This window comes from Vibrio sp. 1-1(7), from assembly GCF_013048485.1.
Taxonomy (GTDB): Bacteria; Pseudomonadota; Gammaproteobacteria; order Enterobacterales; family Vibrionaceae; genus Vibrio; species Vibrio fujianensis.
In genome coordinates, this window is sequence record NZ_VHSP01000001.1 from 732,258 (window position 1) to 754,958 (window position 22,701).

The 22,701-nt window shown below is 42.2% G+C and carries 23 protein-coding genes; 5 read left to right on the forward strand and 18 right to left on the reverse strand.

The window, feature by feature from the left end; genetic code table 11:
- Positions 1 to 39 precede the first annotated feature (39 nt).
- The 8 genes from traF to FKN05_RS03520 form a co-directional block, all read right to left on the reverse strand.
- Entirely contained in the window at positions 40 to 1,188 is a 1,149-nt protein-coding gene (gene traF / locus FKN05_RS03485; RefSeq protein ID WP_099612411.1) for a conjugal transfer protein TraF, read from the reverse strand.
- A 58-nt stretch (positions 1,189 to 1,246) separates the two neighbouring features.
- Positions 1,247 to 2,122, reverse strand: coding sequence for a DUF2861 family protein (locus FKN05_RS03490; protein ID WP_099612410.1), 876 nt, complete (start codon positions 2,120 to 2,122; stop codon positions 1,247 to 1,249).
- Positions 2,123 to 2,126: 4 nt separating this feature from the next.
- On the reverse strand, positions 2,127 to 2,786 hold the full coding sequence (vxrB, locus tag FKN05_RS03495) for a response regulator transcription factor VxrB (RefSeq protein WP_099612409.1): 660 nt from the start codon (positions 2,784 to 2,786) through the stop codon (positions 2,127 to 2,129).
- The gene (vxrA, locus tag FKN05_RS03500) at positions 2,761 to 4,239 is read right to left on the reverse strand and encodes a sensor histidine kinase VxrA (protein ID WP_099612408.1); all 1,479 of its coding nucleotides are present in this window, start codon (positions 4,237 to 4,239) and stop codon (positions 2,761 to 2,763) included. Before vxrA ends, vxrB begins: the two co-directional genes overlap by 26 nt.
- 162 nt (positions 4,240 to 4,401) lie before the next feature.
- Entirely contained in the window at positions 4,402 to 5,778 is a 1,377-nt protein-coding gene (gene pntB, locus FKN05_RS03505) for a Re/Si-specific NAD(P)(+) transhydrogenase subunit beta (protein ID WP_099612407.1), read from the reverse strand.
- 11 nt (positions 5,779 to 5,789) lie between these two features.
- A complete protein-coding gene (locus FKN05_RS03510) occupies positions 5,790 to 7,334 on the reverse strand; it encodes a Re/Si-specific NAD(P)(+) transhydrogenase subunit alpha (protein WP_099612406.1) in 1,545 nt (514 codons plus the stop codon).
- A 284-nt stretch (positions 7,335 to 7,618) separates the two neighbouring features.
- Positions 7,619 to 7,897 carry an HlyU family transcriptional regulator gene (locus tag FKN05_RS03515; RefSeq protein WP_170886906.1) on the reverse strand — a complete coding sequence of 93 codons (279 nt, stop codon included), beginning with the start codon at positions 7,895 to 7,897 and terminating at the stop codon, positions 7,619 to 7,621.
- A 2-nt stretch (positions 7,898 to 7,899) separates the two neighbouring features.
- Positions 7,900 to 8,277, reverse strand: coding sequence for a late competence development ComFB family protein (locus FKN05_RS03520; protein WP_161430891.1), 378 nt, complete (start codon positions 8,275 to 8,277; stop codon positions 7,900 to 7,902).
- A gap of 345 nt (positions 8,278 to 8,622) precedes the next feature.
- Here FKN05_RS03520 and FKN05_RS03525 point away from each other — a divergent pair, with 345 nt between their 5' ends.
- Positions 8,623 to 9,876: a GGDEF domain-containing protein gene (locus FKN05_RS03525; protein ID WP_170886907.1), complete on the forward strand. Its 1,254-nt coding sequence runs from the start codon at positions 8,623 to 8,625 to the stop codon at positions 9,874 to 9,876.
- Positions 9,877 to 9,923: 47 nt separating this feature from the next.
- On the opposite strand, the gene FKN05_RS03530 is transcribed toward FKN05_RS03525, so the two are convergent.
- The 7 genes from FKN05_RS03530 to FKN05_RS03560 form a co-directional block, all read right to left on the reverse strand.
- Complete coding sequence (locus FKN05_RS03530; RefSeq protein ID WP_170886908.1) at positions 9,924 to 10,574, reverse strand: ATP-dependent zinc protease family protein; 651 nt, start codon at positions 10,572 to 10,574, stop codon at positions 9,924 to 9,926.
- Positions 10,575 to 10,597: 23 nt separating this feature from the next.
- A complete protein-coding gene (locus FKN05_RS03535) occupies positions 10,598 to 11,779 on the reverse strand; it encodes an amino acid aminotransferase (protein WP_161428293.1) in 1,182 nt (393 codons plus the stop codon).
- 75 nt (positions 11,780 to 11,854) lie between these two features.
- Positions 11,855 to 12,322: an anaerobic ribonucleoside-triphosphate reductase-activating protein gene (gene nrdG / locus FKN05_RS03540; RefSeq protein WP_099612403.1), complete on the reverse strand. Its 468-nt coding sequence runs from the start codon at positions 12,320 to 12,322 to the stop codon at positions 11,855 to 11,857.
- Positions 12,323 to 12,326: 4 nt separating this feature from the next.
- Positions 12,327 to 14,447, reverse strand: a complete 2,121-nt coding sequence (nrdD, locus tag FKN05_RS03545; RefSeq protein WP_170886909.1) for an anaerobic ribonucleoside-triphosphate reductase — start codon at positions 14,445 to 14,447, stop codon at positions 12,327 to 12,329.
- Between the two features lie 496 nt (positions 14,448 to 14,943).
- Positions 14,944 to 15,378, reverse strand: a complete 435-nt coding sequence (locus FKN05_RS03550; protein ID WP_161430674.1) for a YeeE/YedE family protein — start codon at positions 15,376 to 15,378, stop codon at positions 14,944 to 14,946.
- Between the two features lie 24 nt (positions 15,379 to 15,402).
- Positions 15,403 to 15,822: a YeeE/YedE family protein gene (locus FKN05_RS03555; RefSeq protein ID WP_099612401.1), complete on the reverse strand. Its 420-nt coding sequence runs from the start codon at positions 15,820 to 15,822 to the stop codon at positions 15,403 to 15,405.
- Positions 15,823 to 15,850: 28 nt separating this feature from the next.
- Positions 15,851 to 16,153 carry an ArsR/SmtB family transcription factor gene (locus tag FKN05_RS03560; RefSeq protein WP_099612400.1) on the reverse strand — a complete coding sequence of 101 codons (303 nt, stop codon included), beginning with the start codon at positions 16,151 to 16,153 and terminating at the stop codon, positions 15,851 to 15,853.
- A gap of 158 nt (positions 16,154 to 16,311) precedes the next feature.
- Here FKN05_RS03560 and FKN05_RS03565 point away from each other — a divergent pair, with 158 nt between their 5' ends.
- Entirely contained in the window at positions 16,312 to 16,503 is a 192-nt protein-coding gene (locus FKN05_RS03565) for a YgaP family membrane protein (protein ID WP_099612399.1), read from the forward strand.
- A 108-nt stretch (positions 16,504 to 16,611) separates the two neighbouring features.
- Entirely contained in the window at positions 16,612 to 18,315 is a 1,704-nt protein-coding gene (locus tag FKN05_RS03570) for an FAD-dependent oxidoreductase (protein WP_170886910.1), read from the forward strand.
- A gap of 68 nt (positions 18,316 to 18,383) precedes the next feature.
- Here FKN05_RS03570 and FKN05_RS03575 read toward each other — a convergent pair whose 3' ends face one another.
- The 3 genes from FKN05_RS03575 to FKN05_RS03585 are packed head-to-tail and all read right to left on the reverse strand — an operon-like array spanning position 18,384 to position 20,002.
- Entirely contained in the window at positions 18,384 to 18,749 is a 366-nt protein-coding gene (locus FKN05_RS03575; protein ID WP_170886911.1) for a hypothetical protein, read from the reverse strand.
- Positions 18,743 to 18,868 (reverse strand): GlyGly-CTERM sorting domain-containing protein, encoded by a 126-nt coding sequence (locus tag FKN05_RS03580; protein WP_170886912.1) that lies wholly within the window; start codon positions 18,866 to 18,868, stop codon positions 18,743 to 18,745. The genes FKN05_RS03575 and FKN05_RS03580 overlap by 7 nt, the downstream gene beginning before the upstream one ends.
- Positions 18,869 to 18,922: 54 nt before the next feature.
- Complete coding sequence (locus tag FKN05_RS03585) at positions 18,923 to 20,002, reverse strand: S1 family peptidase (RefSeq protein ID WP_170886913.1); 1,080 nt, start codon at positions 20,000 to 20,002, stop codon at positions 18,923 to 18,925.
- Between the two features lie 211 nt (positions 20,003 to 20,213).
- On the opposite strand from FKN05_RS03585, the gene ahpC reads away from it, so the two are divergent.
- Positions 20,214 to 20,771, forward strand: coding sequence for an alkyl hydroperoxide reductase subunit C (gene ahpC, locus FKN05_RS03590; protein WP_099612397.1), 558 nt, complete (start codon positions 20,214 to 20,216; stop codon positions 20,769 to 20,771).
- A 181-nt stretch (positions 20,772 to 20,952) separates the two neighbouring features.
- Positions 20,953 to 22,521, forward strand: coding sequence for an alkyl hydroperoxide reductase subunit F (ahpF, locus tag FKN05_RS03595; protein ID WP_099612396.1), 1,569 nt, complete (start codon positions 20,953 to 20,955; stop codon positions 22,519 to 22,521).
- Positions 22,522 to 22,701: the final 180 nt, after the last annotated feature.

Consider the following 22,701-nt stretch of genomic DNA (forward strand, 5'->3'; position numbering starts at 1 on the left):
AAAAGGCTCCTATAAAGGAGCCAAACTATAGAGCTTCATTTAGTAACTCGCAAGGAAGTTTACATAAGCGCCCATTGCATTTTCGTTCGTATAGCTAGCACCCACGTCTAGTTGAAATAATCCGAGTGGCGAAAGCCCTATTCCGGCGGTCACCGTATCTTCTGAATGACGATAAGCTAAGTTTTTATTGTAACCTGCTCTTAGTTTTAGTTGTCGCATAATATCGATCTCAGTTCCGACTCGAATCATTTGCGTATCATCAGCAAAATTTTTATATCGCTTATCGGTATTCAAATCATAATCGACGCTGAGGGAAAAATAATCAGCAACAATTCCTGCTCCAAAGGTGACTTGAGGACGAATTTGATATTCATATTGTGTATTGCCAATACTACGGGTCTGTATATCTCGGCTGACTAAATTATTGACCGAAACACCTAATCGATAAGGGCCATGAAACCATAATGCCCCCGCATCAATATTAAAGGTGGTTTCACCGGTCCCTTCATCTAAAAAGTCTTTAAACTCATAGTTGGTAAAACTGGCTTGATAAACGTAGGTATAGATACGTTGTAACTTTGGGCTGATGCCAAACGACATGTGCTGCCCTAATACAGTTTGATATTTTGCTAATGATATTCCAACCTCTGTTACCGCGACTGAAACAGCATTGACGGTACTATTTTGTGCTTTTTCCAGCGTACAAAGATCTGTATTTCCTGGGTCTGAACATGTATCGGAAATGGCGGGAGCGGCGAAGGCTTCAACATAAGCTTTGCCAAAAATATTGGCAGAGATATAACGATTCGGTATGCCAAAAGCAACGACTCCCCCAACATTCGCGTTAAGGACACTACCATCTATATCGTTCAGTGCGGTTTCTAGCTCACTGGCTTTTGATGGATCGCCGCTGTTGATTAAATCAGCAATATTATCAATGCCTTTTACGAGCTTATTGGGATCATTATAGGTAAGGCCGATACTCGGTAAAATCATACCAGCATCATCACTACGCCGATAAATCGCAACAATGGCCGGATTATAAAATGGCGCAGTTAGATAGTTTGCTGCCACGACTCCAACCCCACCCATAGCATCGCCACGGGCTTCAACGGCATAGTTTGCAGCGAACGTATTTCCCGCTGCTAGCGTAACCGATAACGCTAAAAGGTTAATTTTATACTTCATACCAGATAAACCGTTCGTTTCTTTTTTCTATTAACGGCTTATTGTCTATTAACTTGAGTTATTCCTCTAGTGAAACGTTGTATGTTTTACTAATAACTTGAGCTTGTTCTATGGTGATAGCACCTTGCCAACGTTGATGGGTCATCGAGACGGCGAGTACATAGCGATCGGAGGCAAGATTGGTCAATTCAAGTTGTGTTGGATAGTCAGACTCATAACTTTTTGTCCATATTTCTTTGTATTCGTTATCTACATAGTCAAAAACGGAAACATCCAATTTGGGTAATGGGCAGTATCTATTCAGTAGTGCGTTTTTATCTACGATCCACTGATCTTTTGATGACCAATGCACTGTTTGTTTGGCTTTAAAATCGCTTAAAATAATCCAGGAACTCCAAGAGGTTTGATCACTCGCGGTAATATCTAATCGATATAAGCCTATCGATAATTTGTTATTCAAATTATAACGTTTAAGATAGGTTCGCCAACCATTAGTGACATCGTCACCTTTTCTACTAAATAAAATATCGGAAGAGAGTGGTTTTTTGACCCATTTTGTTAATTTTACGTCGGTGAGTTCTTTACTTGTTTGTGCTTCAACTAAGACTTGATAAGCATCTCTCCCCGGGCTTTGAATGTCGATATTGGTAATAGTTATCGATTTTATCCATTCAGGAAAAGGTTGATTATTTAAGCTTTTTCCACAATCGATGGAAAGTGATTGCACGAATAAATCATTGAGGTGGGATTGAATATTTTTGTTCTGTTTTAGTTGCCACACTTCAACTAAGGAAGTAAACATTCCTTCAAGATCATTGGTTAACAAGTTTTGATGGGCTTGAGTCAAAGGAGTGTTTGTCTCAAACCAATCGCTACTATGTAGTTGAAAAGGCACGCTTAGCAACGTGCCCAGAATCAATACTTTTTTTGGCATGAAATTAAGCTTTCATTTTATATCCTACACCACGCAAAGTTTCAATTTCTAATCCGGGAAGCTTTTGGCGCAGTTGTAGAACATGTGTATCGACAGTTCGGGTTGTTGGGAAATGGTTATATCCCCATACGTGATCAAGCAACTCATCACGAGTAAAAACACGACCTAAATTACTGGCTAAAAATAGCAATAGATCAAATTCGGTTCGAGTTAAGGTAATAGACCGATCATGAAAGAATACCTCTCTTGTCGCTTTGTCAATCACCAAGTTCGGGGTAATAACTTTGCTATCATCTTGTTCATCACTATCGGGGGAACGAAGTTGTGCTCTAATTCTGGCAAATAGTTCTGCTTCTGCAAAAGGTTTTGTTAAATAGTCATTTGCTCCTGCATCAAGCCCGGTCACTTTATCTTTGACTGTAACCAGTGCGGTTAACAAGATCACGGGAACATCCTTGATTTTTTTCCATTCCGTCATATGTTGTACTGAGTCACCATCGGGTAATTGGCGGTCCAAAATAACTAAATCGGCTTTTTCCCAATATTGTTGTACAGCGGCAATGGTTTCTGCATGTAAACAGTCATATCCTGCTTGCTCCAAGCTAACTAATAGACCGTCAGCGAGGTTTTTATCATCTTCAACGAGAAGCAATGTCTGTTTCACAGGGTATCTCCAATATAAAAGTGGTTGGTGGTCCAATAAGGGTCATTGTTCCCCCCATTCTGCCAACCATCGATTCTACTATAGTTAAGCCAAGTCCTAAGCCACTTTTGCTTACAAATGGCTTGCGTAAATGACGCCAATCTTTATGTGTTAGTGCCCCTTGGTCTGTCACCTTGATCGTCACAACATTCGGTTGTGTAACAACTTCCAACGTCACGGGGGCAACGCCATATTTGACCGCATTGCGAATTAAATTATCCACACAAGTTCCAAGCCAATAAACGTTAAGTTTTGCGGCAATATCTTGATTAATAATGAACTCAATCGGTTCTATAAATTCTTCTTCAACCTTATATTCTAGCCATTCCGCAACCGAGGGAACCCAATCGGTTGCCAGTGGCTTATTATCCGATTGCAGATAATCTTTACTTGCTTCAGCTAATTGCCTTAGTCGCCTTGAGTCTTCACAGAGACGACGAAACTCATCGTATACAGATTCGGGTAAATGTTCAAATTCACGGCGAAAACCTTCAACCGTTAATGATAAGCTTGCAATCGGGGTTCTAAGCTCATGCGTCAAAATCTGTAAAATAAGCATGCGGCTTTTCATTTCTTTTCGTTTAGAATTCCAGCGATAGATTAACCAGCCGATCACTAATAGGATATTGGCAATCACCAATATCACCATACTTATTCGTAGTAGATCAGAATGATCTTTTACATCCCAACACAAATTACCACGTTGTACAAAACAAGTACTCTCATGACCCGCTAAGCTAAATGATAATCCCGCATTAGCGGCATTTTCCTGCCAGATCCCCTCTTCAAACAGATAGTACTTATCCCCTTTTCTCAGCCAAAATAATTTACCATCACTAAACATAAGTGCACCTGAAATCAATGCACTCATGGTGTACTCATCCATCTGTTGTAGACGACCAAGAAGATCATCTTCAGGCGCTTTGGGGCGTTCTTGAATGTGCATAAATGGTTCAAGTTCGGCAAACCTATCTGGATAAGCGTTTGCATAGCGAGCGGCATAACTTCCACCACCAGGATGAATCAATGCACTTCGAGCAAACCAACGTGTTGGTAACTGAGTTCCTTTACAGAGTGCACGAGTAAACACCAACGGCTCGGTCATTAAAGGATTTAAAGGTAAATTACCAGAACACGTTTCAGCTAACCGATACAGCAATTGGATATCCTTTAACGGATATGCAGCAGTCTGAGGTAGCATGGTTTCGTGAATTAATAAACGAGTCGGATATTCTTTTTGTATGCTACGAATATCGTAATTCACTACAGAGCTTTGATAATCAAACGATGAAACAAACTGATCGATTCGCTCCGGTAGTGAATCGGCATAAACTGAAAAAGCCGATGCAACTGCCCATAAACCAATGAGAGTTCGTATAATCGTAGCCACCAATATTAATGTTCGTTTGATCATAAAACCCCAAAAATGGAGATTAATTATCTAATAGATATAAAATGTTGTTGTTATTTCCCTGTCAATAATAAACAGGGCTAATGTCAAAAAGAAGACTGGCTATTAGCCAAAATAATGAAAGCCAGCATTTGCTGGCTTTCATTATTAAACCTAGAGATAAGATTACAACGCTTTAGATATAGAGTCTACACTCTCTTTGGCATCACCAAATAACATATAAGTATTGTCTTTAAAGAATAGTGGGTTTTGCACACCGGCATAGCCCGTATTCATGGAGCGTTTAAAGACGATGACATTTTTAGCATGCCAAACTTCCAAAACGGGCATACCTGCAATTGGGCTGTTGGGATCTTCTAACGCGGCTGGGTTAACCGTATCATTGGCTCCGATAACTAAAACGGTATCGGTCTCAGCAAAGTCATCGTTGATTTCGTCCATTTCTAGTACGATATCATAAGGTACTTTAGCTTCTGCTAATAGAACATTCATGTGTCCAGGTAACCGACCAGCAACCGGGTGAATTCCAAAACGAACCTTGATTCCCTGCGCTCGCAGTTTTTCGGTGATCTCATAAACTGGGTATTGAGCCTGAGCAACCGCCATACCATATCCAGGAGTGATGATTACGGAACTTGAATTTTTGAGTAGATCGGCAACATCTTCTGCGTTCATTTCACGGTATTCACCTTGCTCTTGATCGGAATTAATCACGATTTCTTGACCAAAGCCACCAGCTATGACACTAATAAATGAGCGGTTCATTGCTTTACACATGATATAAGACAGAATGGCACCTGAAGAACCAACCAATGCACCGGTCACAATTAAGAGATCATTAGCTAACATAAACCCAGCGGCGGCGGCTGCCCAACCAGAGTAAGAATTCAGCATTGACACAACCACTGGCATATCGGCACCACCGATCGAAGCCACTAAATGGTAGCCAAAGACTAAAGCAATCATTGTCATAACGATTAAGGGAAATAACCCTCCATCAGTATTAACAAAATTAATCATTAATAGTCCAGATACAACCAGCGCGGCAAGATTTAACTTGTGTTTATGTGGCAAATTAAGTGGTGATGAATTAATCGTGCCACGTAATTTACCAAAAGCAACGATAGAGCCAGTGAAGGTCACCGCGCCAATGAATACTCCAAGGAAAACTTCGACTAGGTGGATCACATGTTCAGCATGAGTGGTAACCGAAGGGGCATCTAATAAGCTATTGTAGCCGACCAAGACTGCCGCCATACCAACAAAACTATGTAACATAGCGACCAACTCAGGCATTTGGGTCATTTCCACTTTTTTTGCTAAGTGGATACCAATCCCCGCACCGATAACCATCGCCAGTAAAATCCAACTGAGCCCTTGAGCATCTGGGCTAAAAATAGTTGCAAATAAGGCAATCGCCATCCCTGCAATCCCATAATAGTTCCCTGCCCTTGCCGACTCTTGCTTTGATAGACCAGCCAAACTTAAAATAAAAAATAGAGCAGCCACAATATAAGCCGCGTGTACTAATCCTGCAGACATTGTGAACTCCCTTAGTCTTTACGGAACATTTCAAGCATACGTTTGGTTACCGTAAAGCCACCAAATATATTAATACTTGCAATTAAAACAGCAATAAATGCCAAAGCGGTAACCACGCCATTTCCTTGCCCAATTTGTAATAATGCCCCAACAACAATAATACCGGAGATAGCATTCGTCACTGACATTAAAGGGGTATGTAAAGCATGTGTCACGTTCCAAACAACGTAATATCCAACCACACAAGCCAAAACAAAAACCGTGAAGTGACCGAGGAATGCAGCAGGAGCGACAGAAGCAACCCATGCAAAAGCACTAACCCCAACCGCAAGGCCGAGCAATTTTTTAATCGGTGATGTCGGTTCAGCTTGTACTTTTTCAACGACAGGTTTAGCTGGTGTGGGTTGAGGTTGCGCAGACACTTGAATTGGCGGCGCAGGCCAAGTAACTTCGCCCTGTTTAACCACAGTCACGCCGCGTAAGACCACATCGTCAAAATCGATATTGATTGTGCCGTCTTTCTCTTTACAAAGTAATTTAAGTAAGTTAACTAAGTTGGTTGCATAAAGCTGTGACGATTGCGTAGGTAAGCGTCCAACCATATCGGTATAACCAATGACCTTGACACCATTTTCGGTCACAACTACTTGATCTTTGACAGTATATTCGCAGTTTCCGCCATTGGCTGCTGCTAAGTCAACAATGACACTTCCCGCTTTCATGCTATCAACCATCTCTTTGGTGATCAATTTAGGAGCTGGCTTACCTGGGATCAGTGCTGTTGTAATGATGATATCGACATCTTTTGCTTGTTCAGCATAAAGCTCTGCTGCTTTTCGATTAAACTCATCAGACATCTCTTTGGCGTAACCATCCCCAGAGCCCGCAGCTTCTTGGGAGTTAACTTCTAAAAAGTCAGCGCCCATAGATTGCACTTGTTCTTTGACTTCTGGACGTACATCAAATGCACGAACAATCGCGCCTAAACTTCCTGCTGCCCCAATAGCTGCAAGACCAGCCACACCGGCACCGGCAATAAAAACTTTTGCAGGGGGAACTTTTCCTGCCGCGGTAATTTGGCCAGTAAAGAACCGTCCAAACTCATGGGCTGCTTCAACAACGGCTCGATAACCCGCAATATTCGCCATGGATGATAGCGCATCTAGCGCTTGCGCTCGTGAAATACGTGGCACACAATCCATCGCCAGTACATTAATATTTTTGCTCGAAAGCTTTTCCATCAGTTCCGCTTGTTGTGCTGGCCAGATAAAGCTAATTAGTGTGGCTCCATCCTTGAGCAAAGCAATTTCGTCAATTTCATCATGACTAACAGGCGCGTTCACTTTTAAAATCAGTTCTGAATTCCACACCTGCTCTTTATCTACAATCGTGGCTCCTGCCGTTTGAAAAGCAGAATCTTCAAAACTGGCTAAAATCCCCGCTTGGGATTCAATGACGACATCAAAACCTAATTTTATTAACTGTTCAACCGATGAGGGGGAAGCAGCAACTCGCGTTTCTCCTGCGAGAATTTCTTTTGGTACACCAATTTGCATAGCAGTTCCTTGACTATTGGCACAATGATTATTCTATTTTTCTCTGTTTACCTTTAAAAACCGATCATCGCAATCGACTCCGCATATAAGGGTATATCAGACTAGAGTGACGTAATGTTAGCTATCTAACTTGCATGAAGTCAGAGCAAATAGCAAATAGCAAATAGACTCAAGCCACAGCTGAGAAAAATAGGGCTTTGCAAAGCACACAAATAAATAAAAGAACGATAAGCATATCGACTTAGCGTTCTTTTATTTATGATTTCTGTCAATGACTTGGTTAATTACTGAAAGATCTGACCACTCATCTGATCAATGTAGAGCTGTGCTTTCTTTAACATGAGTTCTTTTGCTTGTGCTTCACTGGACAGTAAATCAGAGCGGATGAAACGATGTTCTTTCCATTCGCCATTCACCTCCTGAGTAATTCGCCCGGCAACACGATATTGACCGTGTTCATTAATCGGCTCCTGATAAATTAAAAAACCTTTATATTCATAGGGTTTTTCATCAATAATGTCATTTTTTAAGTGACGACTAAACCAACGAGAAAATAAGCCCACAACTACTCCTTATCGATTAATTTCTCTCCCATAATGGGGGTTTCATACCATTCTAAAGGCATTTCGTCATCCACCGTACGTGTCCCAAACAAGACGGGAATGATAAGCTCTCGATCGGTTCGCCTATCATTGATGATCATCGGCTCTGCGGCTTCAACTGCCGCGACAGCTCGCTGTTTTAATATCACTAAGCGTTCTTCTGGCAGTGAGGATAAAAAATCAATATCAAAGCGAATATACACAGGCCGAATTTGATTTAATGCTAAACAGGCTAAATCGGCTAATTGATCTGTATCATATTGTGAAACATAGTAACTTTGGGCTAGGACTTGTCCAACTAATGTTTCCATATAATTATGGACTTCCATGTTCAGTTGCATCGTTGAATTCCTTATCATTTCATAGCAGACAAAACAATTCTATCTCACTTATAATACAAAAAGCCTGTTACACTTCAGCAAGATGGTTGGCAATGAAAGCTAAAATTAGCATTTTCAGCGAAAACGATATCGTTATGTTCACGTCTAGTTTAGCAAAAGGTTGGCAATTGATGAAATCAACGTATTCTGATCACTAGGGTCTGTTCACCTTTCTGGCTGATTTTTGCAAATTTTAACGGCGAAAAGTCAACAGACTCTCCCGAGAGATAAGTCATCGCTCTTTTTTTCATAATGTCTGGTTTGTTCTTTACCTCATAATTACAGCAAATGGTTTAAAAATAAAACATGTTTACGGGCTTTACCTCCTCGTCTTGGTTTCGTTTTGCTTTTCCTCTTCTCTTGCTGCTCGCGGTATGGGCAGGGATGAATAACGTTATTTTCGTCAGCCAAACCAATAGTGGTTTTGCTGGTACGCTCCCGTATGTGCTTTTTTTCGCCGCCATTGCTGTCGCTCATCTATTTAAGCAAAGTCGTATCGCGATGATCGCTTGTACCCTTATGATTAGCTATTGGGTGATTCATTATCGTTTACAAACCCCACTGACGACGGGGTCAACCTTACTTGAATTATCTTTATTAGCGGTATTGCTGCCCGTTGCAAGTCTCATCAGTTACACGTTACGTAATGAAGGACTTTTTAGTAAAGGCTTTGTATTGTATCTGGTTCTATTAATATTTTTTGCTTTGTGGAGTACATTGATCGTGGTTCACTTCGACTCTGAGCCGCTTAATGGGCTCAATGGGCTGCTTTATGTCGAACCAAGACTGTCTCGCTTACCTGTTATCGTTGTCCTATATCTTGCTTTGATGTTAGGTATTTGTGCCATCGTGCTCTTGACCCGAAATCGTCTGATGGATGCTGTCATGTATACGTCGATACTATTTATGACTGTGACTTTTGTTTTTTTTCATGTCCCCTATATTTCCAGTACGATGTTTTCATTAGCGGGTATTTTTCTGCTTCTATACTTACTCTCGATTGGCCATGAATTGGCATTTAAAGATCGCCTTACCCAGTTACCAGGGCGCTATGCTTTAGATCTCGATTTACCACGATTAGGTAAAAAGTTTACTATCGCTATGCTAGATATTGACCATTTCAAAACCTTTAATGACCAATTTGGCCATGATACGGGCGATGATGTACTCAGATTAGTAGCCAGTCGATTACGGCAGATACCAGGTAAAGCTCATGTTTACCGTTATGGTGGTGAAGAATTTACCCTTTTATTTAAAGGAAAATATGCCTCTCAGGCCGAGGAGTCTCTTGAGTGGTTACGCAACGATATTGAGCAGTATGATCTCTTCATCCGTAATATAGAAGAACGCCCTAAAAGTCAGCGGGCTGGCGTGAAAAAACGCCATGAAGGGGGGAAAAACTCGGTCAACATCACGGTGAGTATGGGAATTTGTGATAGCCGTATTGAAAGCGATCCGAAACGAGCCTTAAAGCTAGCAGATGAAGCTTTATATAAGGCAAAAAAATCGGGCAGAAACTGTATTAAACAAGCCTCGCTTACTACATCGACGGCGTATTAAACAGTAATCCCCCTAAATAAAGGAGGATTACATGAAGAAAAGGCGATTTAATTTTGTTGTTTTTCTTGTACGTACTGACGACTGACATCAACAATTGCTACATGTTTAAAGAAACTTCTTCCCAACAAAAGTGGAAAAGTTAAATGAGTTCTATTGGCTAATGTAAATTCTGTTTTTTCTTTTAGATCACCAATTTGAATCCACGTGACAACCACTGGACGGCGATGTGCCGCTTCACTAGCTGATTGACGAATGCGAACCCAACGTTCAACCGGAAGATTCATTTCGTTGCTTTTAATACCATCATGTTCAATTCGAAATTTAACCCAGTCTTTGCCCCCTCGATCAAATGGCACAATGTCTACAGCACTGATGGAAGACGTCGCTGCTCCAGTATCAATTCTTGCCCGGAAATGTTCCTGTAATGCAGGTACATATACCCACTCTTGATCACCAAGAATTAATTTTCCATCCGATGTTTTAGTCGAAGATAAAACTAATACCGCAGGCTCTATTGAGTGAGGGGCTAAATGGGTTTCCTCCTCGATAGCCACTTGGTTACTTTCTGGTGGCACATGTTCAATGGGCGTCAGTTCTTGCTGCTGTTCCGGCGTACTGTGTGGTGCGGGTAGAAAGGAGCAAGCACTCAATGTGCCAGAAAGTATACCTAGGATAAAAATTTTCCAGTGTGATTTCATTCATTCACCTAATCAAACATCAGTTAAGATACCTTAACTATCGCCTCTGCCACATAAGGAATATCTTGTTCGGTTAACCCTGCGATATTAATTCGACCATCAGCCACACCATATATTGCAAACTCTTCTCGCAATCGATGCATCTGCGCGGCACTAAATCCAAGCACGGTAAACATCCCTTGATGACTTTCAATAAAATCAAATTGTGACGTATTATGTTGATTTCTCAACTCATTACATAAGGTTTGACGCAGGTTTAACAAGCGGTGTTGCATGGTATTGAGTTCTTGTTTCCAAAGGGAGGTTAATGCCTCACTTTGTAATATGGTTTTCACCAATGCGGCACCGTGATCCGGTGGCATGGTGTAAGTCGAGCGTGCTAAGGTCAACATTTTGCCCCGAGCGTTCGCAATCTCCTGCCCGTTTTTTCCTAATACTATAGCAGCCCCTGTTCTTTCTCGGTATAAACCAAAATTTTTAGAGCAGGATGTGGTGATCAACATTTCCTCAACTTTTGCTGCCATATAGCGTAAACCGCTGGCATCTTCTTCGAGCCCACCACCGAAGCCCTGGTAGGCAATATCAACAAAAGGAGTAAAGCCTTGTTTAAGAGCTAACTCTGTAATTGCCTGCCAAGCAGAGAGATCAATATCGGCTCCTGTTGGATTATGGCAACACCCATGCAATAGCACGACATCTTTTGGCCCTGCATGAGATAAATCATCCAACATGCGTGCCACATCAACTAACTTAGTCTGTGGATTGAAATAAGCATAGTATTTAACCTTTAATCCTGCGGCTTCCATCACTGGTTTATGGTTAATATAACTAGGATTGGTTAGCCAAACGGTGGTTTCTGGTTGAGCGACCCGCATTAAATCACCAAGCATGCGTAAAGCGCCACTAGCTCCTGGGGTTTGAATTGAAGTCAGACGATCAAATACCGGCGTCTCCCCTAATACTAGCTTAGCGATGTGCTGATTAAACTCTTCACAACCCGCTAATCCAACATATGACTTGGTGGTTTGTGTATTTACAACCATGGCTTGTGCCTGCTGCACCGCTTGCATTATTGGTGTTTCGCCTTGGCTATTTTTATACACACCAATCCCGAGATCTACTTTTTGAGGACGTGGATCTTGGCGAAATGCGACGGAAAGCGAAAGAATGGGATCTAATGTTGGTGTTGGTAAATGTGAAAGCATGAAAGTCACAACCCTTTGAAATTCAAGTAATGACTTTCAAGTAAACACCAGATAAGGAAAAATCGAAAGTGATTTTTACAACTTTAAGTAATGAATGATCTGATTACTGCTCCCTCGCCAGTCTAAACTCGGGTCAGCCAATGATTGCTCAAATTTACCATCGATCAAGACATCAAGGTAATCTAACACTTGCCGCTGCTTTTCATCTAGTTCGTGTAAACAATATCCGGTCCATAACCAAATATCTTTTCCAACACACTCTTTCTTTACTCGCTCAACCAAATGCAATACCGCTGCGACATTGTCTGGATGCAGTGGATCACCGCCGGAAAGAGAAAGCCCCCGCTTCGGTATCCGAGAATCATTAAGATCTGCAATAATTTGATCTTCCATTGCAGTGGTAAAAGGACGTCCAGAATCTAGTGGCCAAGTGCTTTTATTGTAGCACCCTCGACATTGATGGAGACAGCCGGAAACGAACAAAGTACAGCGCGTGCCCGGCCCATTAACCACATCAATTGGATAGTATTGATGATAATTCATAAAATCACAGATGTTTCACACGACGTTTAACTTCTTCTTGTTTGCCGAAGTTAAATGGACGGGCATCAGGACTACCTAAATAACCGCATACACGCCGAGTCACCGACACTTTTGAAGAATCGTGGTTGCCACATTTAGGACACACAAACCCTTTACTGGTGCATTCAAATTCTCCCGTAAATCCACATTCATAACATTCATCAATGGGCGTGTTCGTACCATAGTATGGCACTCGGGTATAACTGTAATCCCAAACGTTCTCTAATGCTTCAATGTTACGTTGCATATTGGGGAATTCACCATAGCAAATAAAACCACCACTCGAGAGGGAAGGATATGGCATCTCAAAATCAATTTTATCGTAAGGATTCACTTTCTTTTCAACATCTAAATGAAAGCTATTGGTGTAATAGCCTTTATCGGTTACCCCATCAATGACACCAAATTCTTTAGTGTCAATACGACAAAAACGACTGCATAGGTTTTCGCTAGGGGTGCCATAAAGGCTAAAGGCATAACCCGTTTCTGCTTTCCATTGGTCAACTGCAGCACGAAGTTTTCCAATAATATTTAAGGCATGCTCACGTAGCTCTGCGCTATCATAAACGTGTTGCTGTTGACCAAATAGCGCATTCATAGTTTCATGCACCCCGATATAGCCTAATGAAATCGAAGCTCGACCATGTTTAAATATTTGCGCGACAGAATCATCCGCTTTTAAACGGACGCCACATGCCCCTTCCATATATAAGATAGGCGCAACACGTGCTTTCACATTCTCTAATCGATGGATACGTGTTTCTAACGCTCGACGTGCAAGCTTCAATTTTTTATCTAATAAGTGGTAAAAAGTATCAAGATCACCTTTCGCCTTGAGCGCAATACGCGGTAGGTTTAAGCTCACTACACCTAAATTATTACGACCTTCATGGACTAATTCGCCATTTTCCTCATATGGGTTTAAAAAACTACGGCAGCCCATTGGGGTTTTAAATGAGCCTGTGACTTCGACGACTTTGTCATAGTTAAGAATATCAGGGTACATACGTTTAGAGGCACACTCTAACGCTAACTGTTTAATATCATAGTTAGGATCATCCGTTTTATGGTTTAGGCCATCTTTGATGGCAAAGACCAGCTTAGGAAAGACTGCCGTTTTACGATTTTTTCCAAGCCCTGCAATGCGATTTTTTAAGATAGACTGCTGAATTAACCGAGCTTCCCAACTGGTTCCTAAACCAAAGCCAAAGGTAACAAATGGCGTTTGCCCATTCGCTGTATGTAGGGTATTGACTTCATACTCTAATGATTGGAATGCGTCGTAACATTCTTTTTCAGTACGAGCCATTGCGAAAGCCTGAGGCTCTGCAATCTCCCATTCTTGGGCGATGGCCAAATGTTTGTTATAGCTAGAAGTCACATAAGGAGAAAGAACTTCATCAATACGGTTAATGGTTGTGCCACCATAAATATGGCTAGCCACTTGCGCGATAATTTGGGCCGTTACTGCCGTTGCGGTAGAAATTGACTTCGGTGTCTCAATTTCAGCATTACCCATTTTAAATCCATGGGTTAACATGCCATTTAAATCAATCAACATGCAGTTAAACATGGGAAAAAATGGTGCGTAATCCAGATCGTGATAATGGATATCCCCTTCTTCATGCGCTTGTACAATGTCACGTGGCAAAATACGTGTTTTGGCATAATGTTTTGCCACTATACCCGCTAGCAAATCACGTTGAGTTGGAATCACTTTACCGTCTTTATTGGCATTCTCATTGAGAAGATCGGCATTGCTTTCTTGAATTAATCCTTCAATTTCCTTAGTTAACGTACTCTGCTTCTCTCGAGCGATGTCACGATCATGGCGATATTCAATGTATGAACGAGCCAATGCTTTATACGGACCTTGCATGAGTTCGTTCTCTACCAGAGTTTGGATCTCAGCAATATGAACTTGTTCATACTCTTTGAGTTTAAGCTCGACTGCCAACGCAACATTCAATGCATAAATTGCGATTTCATTAGTGACCTGATCCGCTGCACTTTCCACAGCAGATTGAATACGATCTCGACTAAATGGGGCTTTTGATCCATCTCGTTTGATTACTATTGGTTTCACCATTTCTCCTTACCCTGCATATTCACAGAATTATCCACAAATACACCATATGGTTATTATATTGCACGTTGAGCACTATATGTTGTGCTGTATTTAACGAAAAGCCAGTGGGTTGCGTATTGATATAGATCAATAAAAAACGGACAATGAGTAAGAAGGAATCAATCTTATAGAATAAGATCTCAATCTACTATGAAAGTAAAAAATGAGGTTTTCATAAAAATTTATGTTGCTTTTTTTGTACTCCAATCAAGTAAAGGGCTGAGAGCAATGCAAGAAAAAAATAACCAAAATAATACCGTAATGGCACGAATTTTTATCCCCTAGCGAGTGATTATGGTTCCGAAAAGTTATTCACAATGACAAACAAAAAAAGCCCCAATTAGGGCGTGTTGATCTTTAGCGGTTAAATTGTATGCGAAACAAAAACGTATTCACCGCGGTGAGAGGTCAACAAGCCCTGAGGCAATAGATGAGGTGGGTGATAAAATACGATTTAATGATTTTGCATTTTCAGCCAAAAGTTCATCACACTTAATCCAACGATCATCGAAATAAAAAAGATCCAAACATCCGGATTACCCAACGCTAAACTCGATACAGCGGGCCCCGGACAAATGCCTGCGATTCCCCAGCCAATGCCAAACAGTGCCGCACCTAGAAGTAACTTGGCATCAATCGTCCGGTTTGTAGTTAAACAGAACTCTGAGGCATTCCATGGTTTTTGCTGGGGCTTGATTAGTAAAAAATAAGCTGGCAGAAACACCAACAGAGCACCGCCCATGACAAAGATCAAACTGGGATCCCAAGTCCCTGCAATGTCTAAAAACCCAATCACTTTTGTTGGGTTAGCCATTCCTGATATGGCCATTCCCACGCCAAATAACACCCCAGAAACGAGAGAAGTCAGCTGAAAGAATATTTTTCTCATAAGGTTATCCTTACTTTTATTGCATTAAAGTAGGTGAAGACGAAGATAGACGGTAATACCGGCAACCAACATAAATATCCCCGTTGCAACGATAGAACGAATGGATAAACGCCCGATACCACAAATGCCATGGCCACTGGTACAACCGTTACCTAAACGTGTTCCTAATCCGACCAGTAATCCCGCACCAATTAACAGGCTAGTTTGAGTGCCATAAGTCATGGGAACATCGCTGGTGAACAGATTAACCCCGGCGACCCCACCAGCAATCATGCCTACCACAAATAATAATCGCCACATGAAATCTTGTGCTTTAGGAGAGAGAATACCATTTAAAATGCCGCTAATTCCGGCTACTTTTCCATTAAGTAGTAGCATCAAGGTCGCTGAAATCCCCAATAATATGCCGCCAAGCAGCGACGCCCAAGGAATGGAAAATGTCATAATTGCCCCTTTGTTGGTTCACGCTAAACTAAGAACAGAATACCGCTTGTAAATGGTGGATAAATTGACTTAATCGACTATCGGTTAATGAATAAAAAACCTGCTGAGAAGATTTGCGAGCTTGAATCAATCCGTGTTTTCTTAATACTGCTAAATGTTGAGAAAATGCTGACTGACTCAATGATGAACTCTTCATCAATTGCGTCACACCAACTTCTCCTTGCGTTAATTGACAAACTACCATGAGTCGCTCTGGGTGAGCCATGATGCTTAACAATTCGGCGACCTCAACCGCTCGGGTGTGCATCTGATTGACATTTATTCCATCCATACCTTATCCCTCGCGTTGTCATTGAGTGTTAATCATACGTAAAGACAACTAAATTAGTCAAACCTTATTTAGAACTATCAAATTTAGATAAATTAAAATTAGACATAGCTAAAATAAGGTTTTATAGTAGAACCAATTTTGCAACGGAGGCTAAAACTATGACAATCGAAAATGGCATCAGAGTCATCGCAGGAAGTATGATTCTTCTCTCAGTACTATTAACCGTGTTTATCCATGCTAATTTTATATGGCTGACAGTGTTTATTGGTGCCAACTTGCTACAAAGCGCATTTACCGGTACCTGCCCTGGTGTATTTGTCCTAAAAAAAATAGGCATACTAGCTAAGTAAATTCGAGTCTATTGCCGTTGCCCAACCTATTGCTGAGTGGGTATAAAAAAGATTCATCCTTTGCCCTACCACTTAACCAGTGTAGGGCATGTATTTTTTGGAGTCGTTATGACAAAAATCGTTATTGTGGGCGGAGTTGCCGGTGGCGCTTCTGCCGCTGCCCGGGCTCGTCGTTTAAGTGAAGAGGCTCAAATTATTATGTTTGAGCGAGGCCCTTTTGTTTCATTTGCTAATTGTGGATTGCCTTATCATATCGGCGGTGACATTAAAGAACGTAGCAACTTACTCCTGCAAACCCCTGAAAGCTTTTTAGCCCGTTTTAATGTTGATGTACGGGTGATGAATGAAGTGTTGCGCATCAATCGTGATACCAAAACCGTCACAATCCGCAATCTCATTGATCACACGGAATATGAAGAAAGTTATGATTTTCTTCTACTGAGCCCTGGTGCTGGCCCTGTTATCCCCCCGATTTCAGGCTTAGACAATCCACTCACCTATTCACTGCGTAATATTCCAGATATGGATAACATCATGAAGGCGATTCAGATGAATCAGCCTAGCCATACAACGGTGGTCGGCGGTGGATTTATCGGATTAGAAATGATGGAAGCCTTTCATCAATTAGGCATCAAAACCACTTTGATCGAAATGGCCGATCAAGTGATGACCCCGGTCGATCGAGAAATGGCTGGTTTTGCTCATGCCGAAATCCGAGATAAAGGCATCGACCTACGTTTAGGGGTTGCACTTCAGTCGGTTGAGTTTGTGCCAACGACCTCAATTGCTAATGCTGATGCTGGTGAAACCGTCAGACAGCAGCACTTATGTGGTCAATTAATGCTAACACTTAATAACGGTGATACCTTATCGACTGAATTGCTGATCATGGCGATAGGCGTGCGTCCTGAAACTCAACTGGCGAAAGACGCTGGTTTACAAATTGGTGAGCTTGGTGGCATCTGGACCAATGAGTCAATGCAGACCAGTGATCCGTCTATCTATGCCGTGGGAGACGCCATCGAAGAGAAAGATTTTGTCACAGGAAGACCAACACTAGTGCCACTGGCAGGGCCAGCGAACCGTCAAGGTCGAATGGCTGCCGACAACATGCTTGGCCGCACTGAAACTTACCAAGGTACACAGGGTACCGCAATTTGTAAGATTTTCGACTTGGCGGTAGCTTCAACCGGTAAAAATGAGAAGCAACTTAAACGTGAAGGCATTGAATACGAAAAAGTTTATGTACATACCGCAAGTCATGCCAGTTACTACCCAGGGGCAGAAATTGTCTCATTTAAAATGTTGTTTGATCCGAATAACGGTAAAATTTTCGGCGCACAAGCAGTCGGTAAAGACGGTATTGATAAACGGATTGACGTGATGGCGGTTGCGCAACGTGCCGGTATGACCGTTGAACAACTGCAGCACTTAGAGTTGACTTATGCACCACCGTACGGCAGCGCAAAAGATGTCATTAACCAAGCTGCATTTGTTGCCACCAACCTGATGAAAGGTGACGCTAAAGCGATTCATTTTGAGCAACTTGACACCCTAACCGACGATCAGATTCTGTTAGATGTCCGCAACCCGGATGAACGGCAAAATGGTTGTTATCTCAAAGGCGACATCAATATTCCGGTCGATCAATTACGTCAGCGGCTGCATGAGTTACCGAAAAACAAAGAGATCATTATCTACTGCCAAGTTGGGTTACGCGGTAACGTCGCCTATCGCCAGTTGGTGAACCACGGCTTTAAAGCACGTAATTTGATCGGTGGGTATCGCACTTACTATTTTGCTCACGCCTAGCACACATTTAGTTCTCAGCCAGTGGATTACCACTGGCTTTTGCTGATTGAAAACAGACCCTAGTACAATTACCCTTTGAGATTTGCCTGCCCTTGGGCATTGGTCACCGAAAGCGTTTTCCCTTGGAGTGCTTTAGGTAAAGCAAGCGTGAACGATTCCCACATTGGCATCCGACGACACATATCTTGTTTAACGCGTATCACCGATACGGTTGCTGCTTGTTGATGGATTGAGTCTATCTGTAACGCAAAATGATCCGCTTGGCTGCATCCATTCCCCAGCGCTTCAAAAACGATATGGTGTGAGTTTATTTGATAGCTCAATAGAGGGACTTTATCCCCTGCTACAGTGGTATTGGTTACAGCAGTCTCTGCGCCACTACAAGCACTCAACATAAAGGCCAATACGATGCTGAATACGACTCTTATCACCATTTCACTCCTTGACGAAAACGGAACCAACCGAGTAAGCCTAACCCCAATAAAGACCAACTGATACTGCCACCTGAGCTAGAAGTAGTAACCTCTTTATTTTCTTGGTCACGCTCAAACATCAAGGCAAACGATAATTTTTCATTATTTTCTCGGTTAGTCGTAACGGTTAGCTGTTAAACTTCACGGGCATCAGTCGAACGAGGAAACAGTTTTTTTGAGGTTGAGGTGAGATGAATGCTACAGCTAGTAGAAGGCTCTAAAGTCGCACCAAGACAAGTATTGGTTGTTATGGTGAGCTTGGAATCAGGCTCAAGTTCTATCTTGATAATAGAGAATGCGGCTTCAGAAGTATTTTCTATTGTCAGCTTTTCCTCTACGGTTGGTTGAGTCACTTTACGATAAGTATATTGGGAATAACTGATACCCAATTCTTTTATCTTGGCGATCCAATCTTGAAAATAAGCAACATTAGCATAAACCCCATAGGCGTTTGGCTGAGCGCAGCCATTCCCCCAACTAACGATACCAACTTGCTGCACGTTATCACCTTCTTTAACCACTAAAGGCCCGCCACTATCGCCTTGGCAAGAATCGTATCCCCCCTCTGGAAAGCCAGCACAAATGGCATCCTTACCAATCTTGGCATAGGCACCATTAAGATTTTGACAGGTTGTTCTCGGCACATAAGGCACATCGACTTGTCTCAGCACTGATGGATAGTCGGGTGTTTGATTACGATCTGATACCTTATTTCCCCAGCCCATGACTGTTAAATTTTGCCCTTCCGAAAGCCCTTCTCCCGTTGTTTTTAGCACTACTGCGTCAGCATTAGGTTTCGACCTTAACTCAATCAAAGCAATATCATTGCTGTAATCACTAGCAGCCGCATAGTTTTGATTCACATAAACTGCTTTAATTTCGGCACGTTCGCCTTCACTACTCGCTTGACGTAAATTATGCACGCCAATATGCACATGAAAATCGTTAACGTTGATTCTCTCGATACAGTGGGCTGCGGTCAACACCCACCCATCACCCAGGTAACTCGCGCCACAAAACTGTCCTTTATAAGTATTAATTGCATTATTTTTGACTAATGCAGTCATAAAAGGCCAAGCGTTTACGTCTGACTCTTTTCCTCCGATGATTCTAGGCATCCATTGATCCAAAGACCATTGCTGATTGTGAGTATTTGCACTGATCTGTGATGCAAATACACTCGCCAATACACCAACCCATATACTTTTATACATTTTGTTTACCAAACCAATTTTATCTTAAACTATTAATAGCTTGATTTAGTCAATCAATCAATGTCGAGCGCAACAACATCGCTTAAAAATAGGTTTTGCCTATCAAAAGAATAGATATAAGCAATTTTCCTTTATCAACTCAAAGTGGGAATATACTTACCGAACGCAAGACATTGCGAAATCAAAAACTTACAAGAAAGGAAAGTAAAGAATGATTAACACTCATATCAAACCATTTAGCGCAACAGCATATAAAAACGGTGAATTCGTAGAGATCACAGAACAAGATGTTCTTGGCAAATGGGCCGTGTTCTTCTTCTACCCAGCAGACTTTACGTTTGTCTGCCCAACTGAGCTTGGTGACCTTGCAGACCATTACGAAGAACTACAAAAACGTGGCGTAGAAGTGTTCTCTGTCTCAACAGACACCCACTTCACTCACAAAGCATGGCACGACAGCTCTGACACGATTGGCAAAATCAACTACTACATGGTCGGTGATCAAACGGGCAACATCACTAACAACTTTGGCGTGATGCGTGAAGGTCAAGGCCTAGCAGACCGTGCGACCTTCCTTATTGACCCACAAGGGGTGATTCAAGCGATGGAAATTACCGCTGAAGGGATTGGTCGTGATGCAGAAGATCTGATGCGTAAAATTAAAGCGGCGCAATACGTTGCGGCACACCCAGGTGAAGTATGCCCAGCAAAATGGAAAGAAGGTGAAGCCACGCTTGCTCCTTCGCTAGACCTAGTCGGTAAAATCTAACCTTTACCGCTAATTAAGAGCAAGCCGGGTGTTTTACTTTGACGACCTAAATGCCCGGTTTGCTCTCCCTTTTCGTTCAATCTCTAACATAGATAAAAACTTAACAGCGACCAAAGGGCATTTCGCATTTATCCAGAGTAGCCATTCTCTTTATCACATTATTCGACAGGATTAGATAACCATGCTAGACCAAGCGATCAAGCAACAATTACAACAATATCTCAGTAATCTGAAAGAAGAAGTCCGTTTAGTGGTTAGTCTCGATGAAAGCAAAGCTTCACAAGACATTCTTTCACTCGCGAATGAAATTGCAGACCTCAGTGCTTTAGTATCCGTAATCCAAGATGATCAAGCCAGTGCACGTAAACCCGTGATGACGGTGACTAACCCAACCAAACAGACTCAACTACGCTTTGCTGGCGTACCTATGGGGCATGAATTTACCTCTTTAGTTTTGGCTCTGCTCCACTCCGGTGGGCATCCCATGAAACTTGAACCTGCGGTTATTGAACAAATTGCACAATTGGATAAAAAGCTGGATGTGGAAATCTTTATTTCTCTATCTTGCCAAAACTGTCCGGATGTGGTGCAAGCCTTCAATATGATGGCAGCGATCAATCCTAATATTCGTGCCACTATGATTGACGGTGCTCTATTCCAAGATGAAGTCAAACAGCGCGACATCATGGCAGTACCGAGTGTCTTTATTAATGGCGAATTATTTGGTCAAGGCAGAATGAGCCTTACTGAAATTCTCCATAAACTCGATGATGGGGCCGCTCAAAAAGCCGCAGCAAGCTTAAATGACAAAGCCCCCTACGATGTACTGGTTGTCGGTGGTGGCCCTGCGGGAGCGGCAGCAGCAATTTACGCAGCGCGTAAAGGCATTCGTACCGGAATTGTCGCCCAACGCCTTGGCGGTCAAGTGATGGACACCATGTCGATTGAAAATTTTATTTCCGTTAAGCATACCGAAGGCCCCAAATTGGCGGCAGATTTAGGCGAACACCTCAAAGAGTATGGCGTGGATATTATTACTGAGCAGCAAGCCAATAAACTGATGGGCGCTGATTTTACCAACGATGGTAATATTCACCTCAGCCTTGAAAGCGGTGCTCAGTTAAAAAGTAAAAGTGTGATTTTAAGTCCGGGAGCTCGCTGGCGTGAAATGAACGTACCGGGTGAGCAAGAATACCGCAATAAAGGGGTTGCCTACTGCCCTCACTGTGATGGCCCTTTATTTAAAGGGAAAAAGACAGCCGTGATCGGTGGCGGAAACTCAGGGATTGAAGCGGCGATTGATCTGGCAGGAATTGTCGAACATGTCACCGTACTAGAGTTTGCTGATACGCTACGGGCAGATCAAGTATTGATCAATAAAGCCAACTCAACACCGAATATCGAAATCATCACGATGGCACAAACCACAGAAGTGATTGGCGATGGAAAACGAGTTACTGGGCTGAAGTATAAAGACCGTAACACCGATGAAATCAAGCAGCTCGAACTCTCAGGCATTTTTGTTCAAATTGGACTGGTTCCTAATACCGAGTGGTTAAAAGATTCAGACGTTGAGCTTTCTGATCGTGGTGAAATTGAAATTGGTAGCCGTGGTGAAACCAGTATGCCGGGTGTCTTTGCTGCTGGTGATGCGACAACGGTTCCTTATAAACAAATCATTATAGCGATGGGCGAAGGAGCCAAAGCCAGCCTTGGCGCGTTTGACTACCTTATCCGTCAACAGAACTAACCTTATCTAAAGACGATGACTCTTGCGATGCGGCGGACTCCTTTTCTAGGCCGCTATCGTAGGAGTCTTTTTTTCATGAATTCAATCGCGCTCTGGCTTTTGGTCTGATTTTTAGTAGAAAAGCTCAGCATCAACCTTTATCCACTGCTAGCCATGCTGATGATACGCACAAAATCGCCG

Excerpts from the sequence above, each read along its gene's own strand:
- traF (WP_099612411.1), bottom strand. The coding sequence starts at position 1,188 with ATGAAGTATAAAATTAACCTTTTAGCGTTATCGGTTACGCTAGCAGCG.
- FKN05_RS03490 (WP_099612410.1), bottom strand. The coding sequence starts at position 2,122 with ATGCCAAAAAAAGTATTGATTCTGGGCACGTTGCTAAGCGTGCCTTTT.
- vxrA (WP_099612408.1), bottom strand. The coding sequence starts at position 4,239 with ATGATCAAACGAACATTAATATTGGTGGCTACGATTATACGAACTCTC.
- pntB (WP_099612407.1), bottom strand. The coding sequence starts at position 5,778 with ATGTCTGCAGGATTAGTACACGCGGCTTATATTGTGGCTGCTCTATTT.
- FKN05_RS03510 (WP_099612406.1), bottom strand. The coding sequence starts at position 7,334 with ATGCAAATTGGTGTACCAAAAGAAATTCTCGCAGGAGAAACGCGAGTT.
- FKN05_RS03520 (WP_161430891.1), bottom strand. The coding sequence starts at position 8,277 with ATGCAACTGAACATGGAAGTCCATAATTATATGGAAACATTAGTTGGA.
- FKN05_RS03525 (WP_170886907.1), top strand. The coding sequence starts at position 8,623 with ATGTTTACGGGCTTTACCTCCTCGTCTTGGTTTCGTTTTGCTTTTCCT.
- FKN05_RS03530 (WP_170886908.1), bottom strand. The coding sequence starts at position 10,574 with ATGAAATCACACTGGAAAATTTTTATCCTAGGTATACTTTCTGGCACA.
- FKN05_RS03535 (WP_161428293.1), bottom strand. The coding sequence starts at position 11,779 with ATGCTTTCACATTTACCAACACCAACATTAGATCCCATTCTTTCGCTT.
- nrdG (WP_099612403.1), bottom strand. The coding sequence starts at position 12,322 with ATGAATTATCATCAATACTATCCAATTGATGTGGTTAATGGGCCGGGC.
- FKN05_RS03550 (WP_161430674.1), bottom strand. The coding sequence starts at position 15,378 with ATGAGAAAAATATTCTTTCAGCTGACTTCTCTCGTTTCTGGGGTGTTA.
- FKN05_RS03555 (WP_099612401.1), bottom strand. The coding sequence starts at position 15,822 with ATGACATTTTCCATTCCTTGGGCGTCGCTGCTTGGCGGCATATTATTG.
- FKN05_RS03560 (WP_099612400.1), bottom strand. The coding sequence starts at position 16,153 with ATGGATGGAATAAATGTCAATCAGATGCACACCCGAGCGGTTGAGGTC.
- FKN05_RS03565 (WP_099612399.1), top strand. The coding sequence starts at position 16,312 with ATGACAATCGAAAATGGCATCAGAGTCATCGCAGGAAGTATGATTCTT.
- FKN05_RS03570 (WP_170886910.1), top strand. The coding sequence starts at position 16,612 with ATGACAAAAATCGTTATTGTGGGCGGAGTTGCCGGTGGCGCTTCTGCC.
- FKN05_RS03575 (WP_170886911.1), bottom strand. The coding sequence starts at position 18,749 with ATGGTGATAAGAGTCGTATTCAGCATCGTATTGGCCTTTATGTTGAGT.
- FKN05_RS03580 (WP_170886912.1), bottom strand. The coding sequence starts at position 18,868 with ATGTTTGAGCGTGACCAAGAAAATAAAGAGGTTACTACTTCTAGCTCA.
- FKN05_RS03585 (WP_170886913.1), bottom strand. The coding sequence starts at position 20,002 with ATGTATAAAAGTATATGGGTTGGTGTATTGGCGAGTGTATTTGCATCA.
- ahpC (WP_099612397.1), top strand. The coding sequence starts at position 20,214 with ATGATTAACACTCATATCAAACCATTTAGCGCAACAGCATATAAAAAC.
- ahpF (WP_099612396.1), top strand. The coding sequence starts at position 20,953 with ATGCTAGACCAAGCGATCAAGCAACAATTACAACAATATCTCAGTAAT.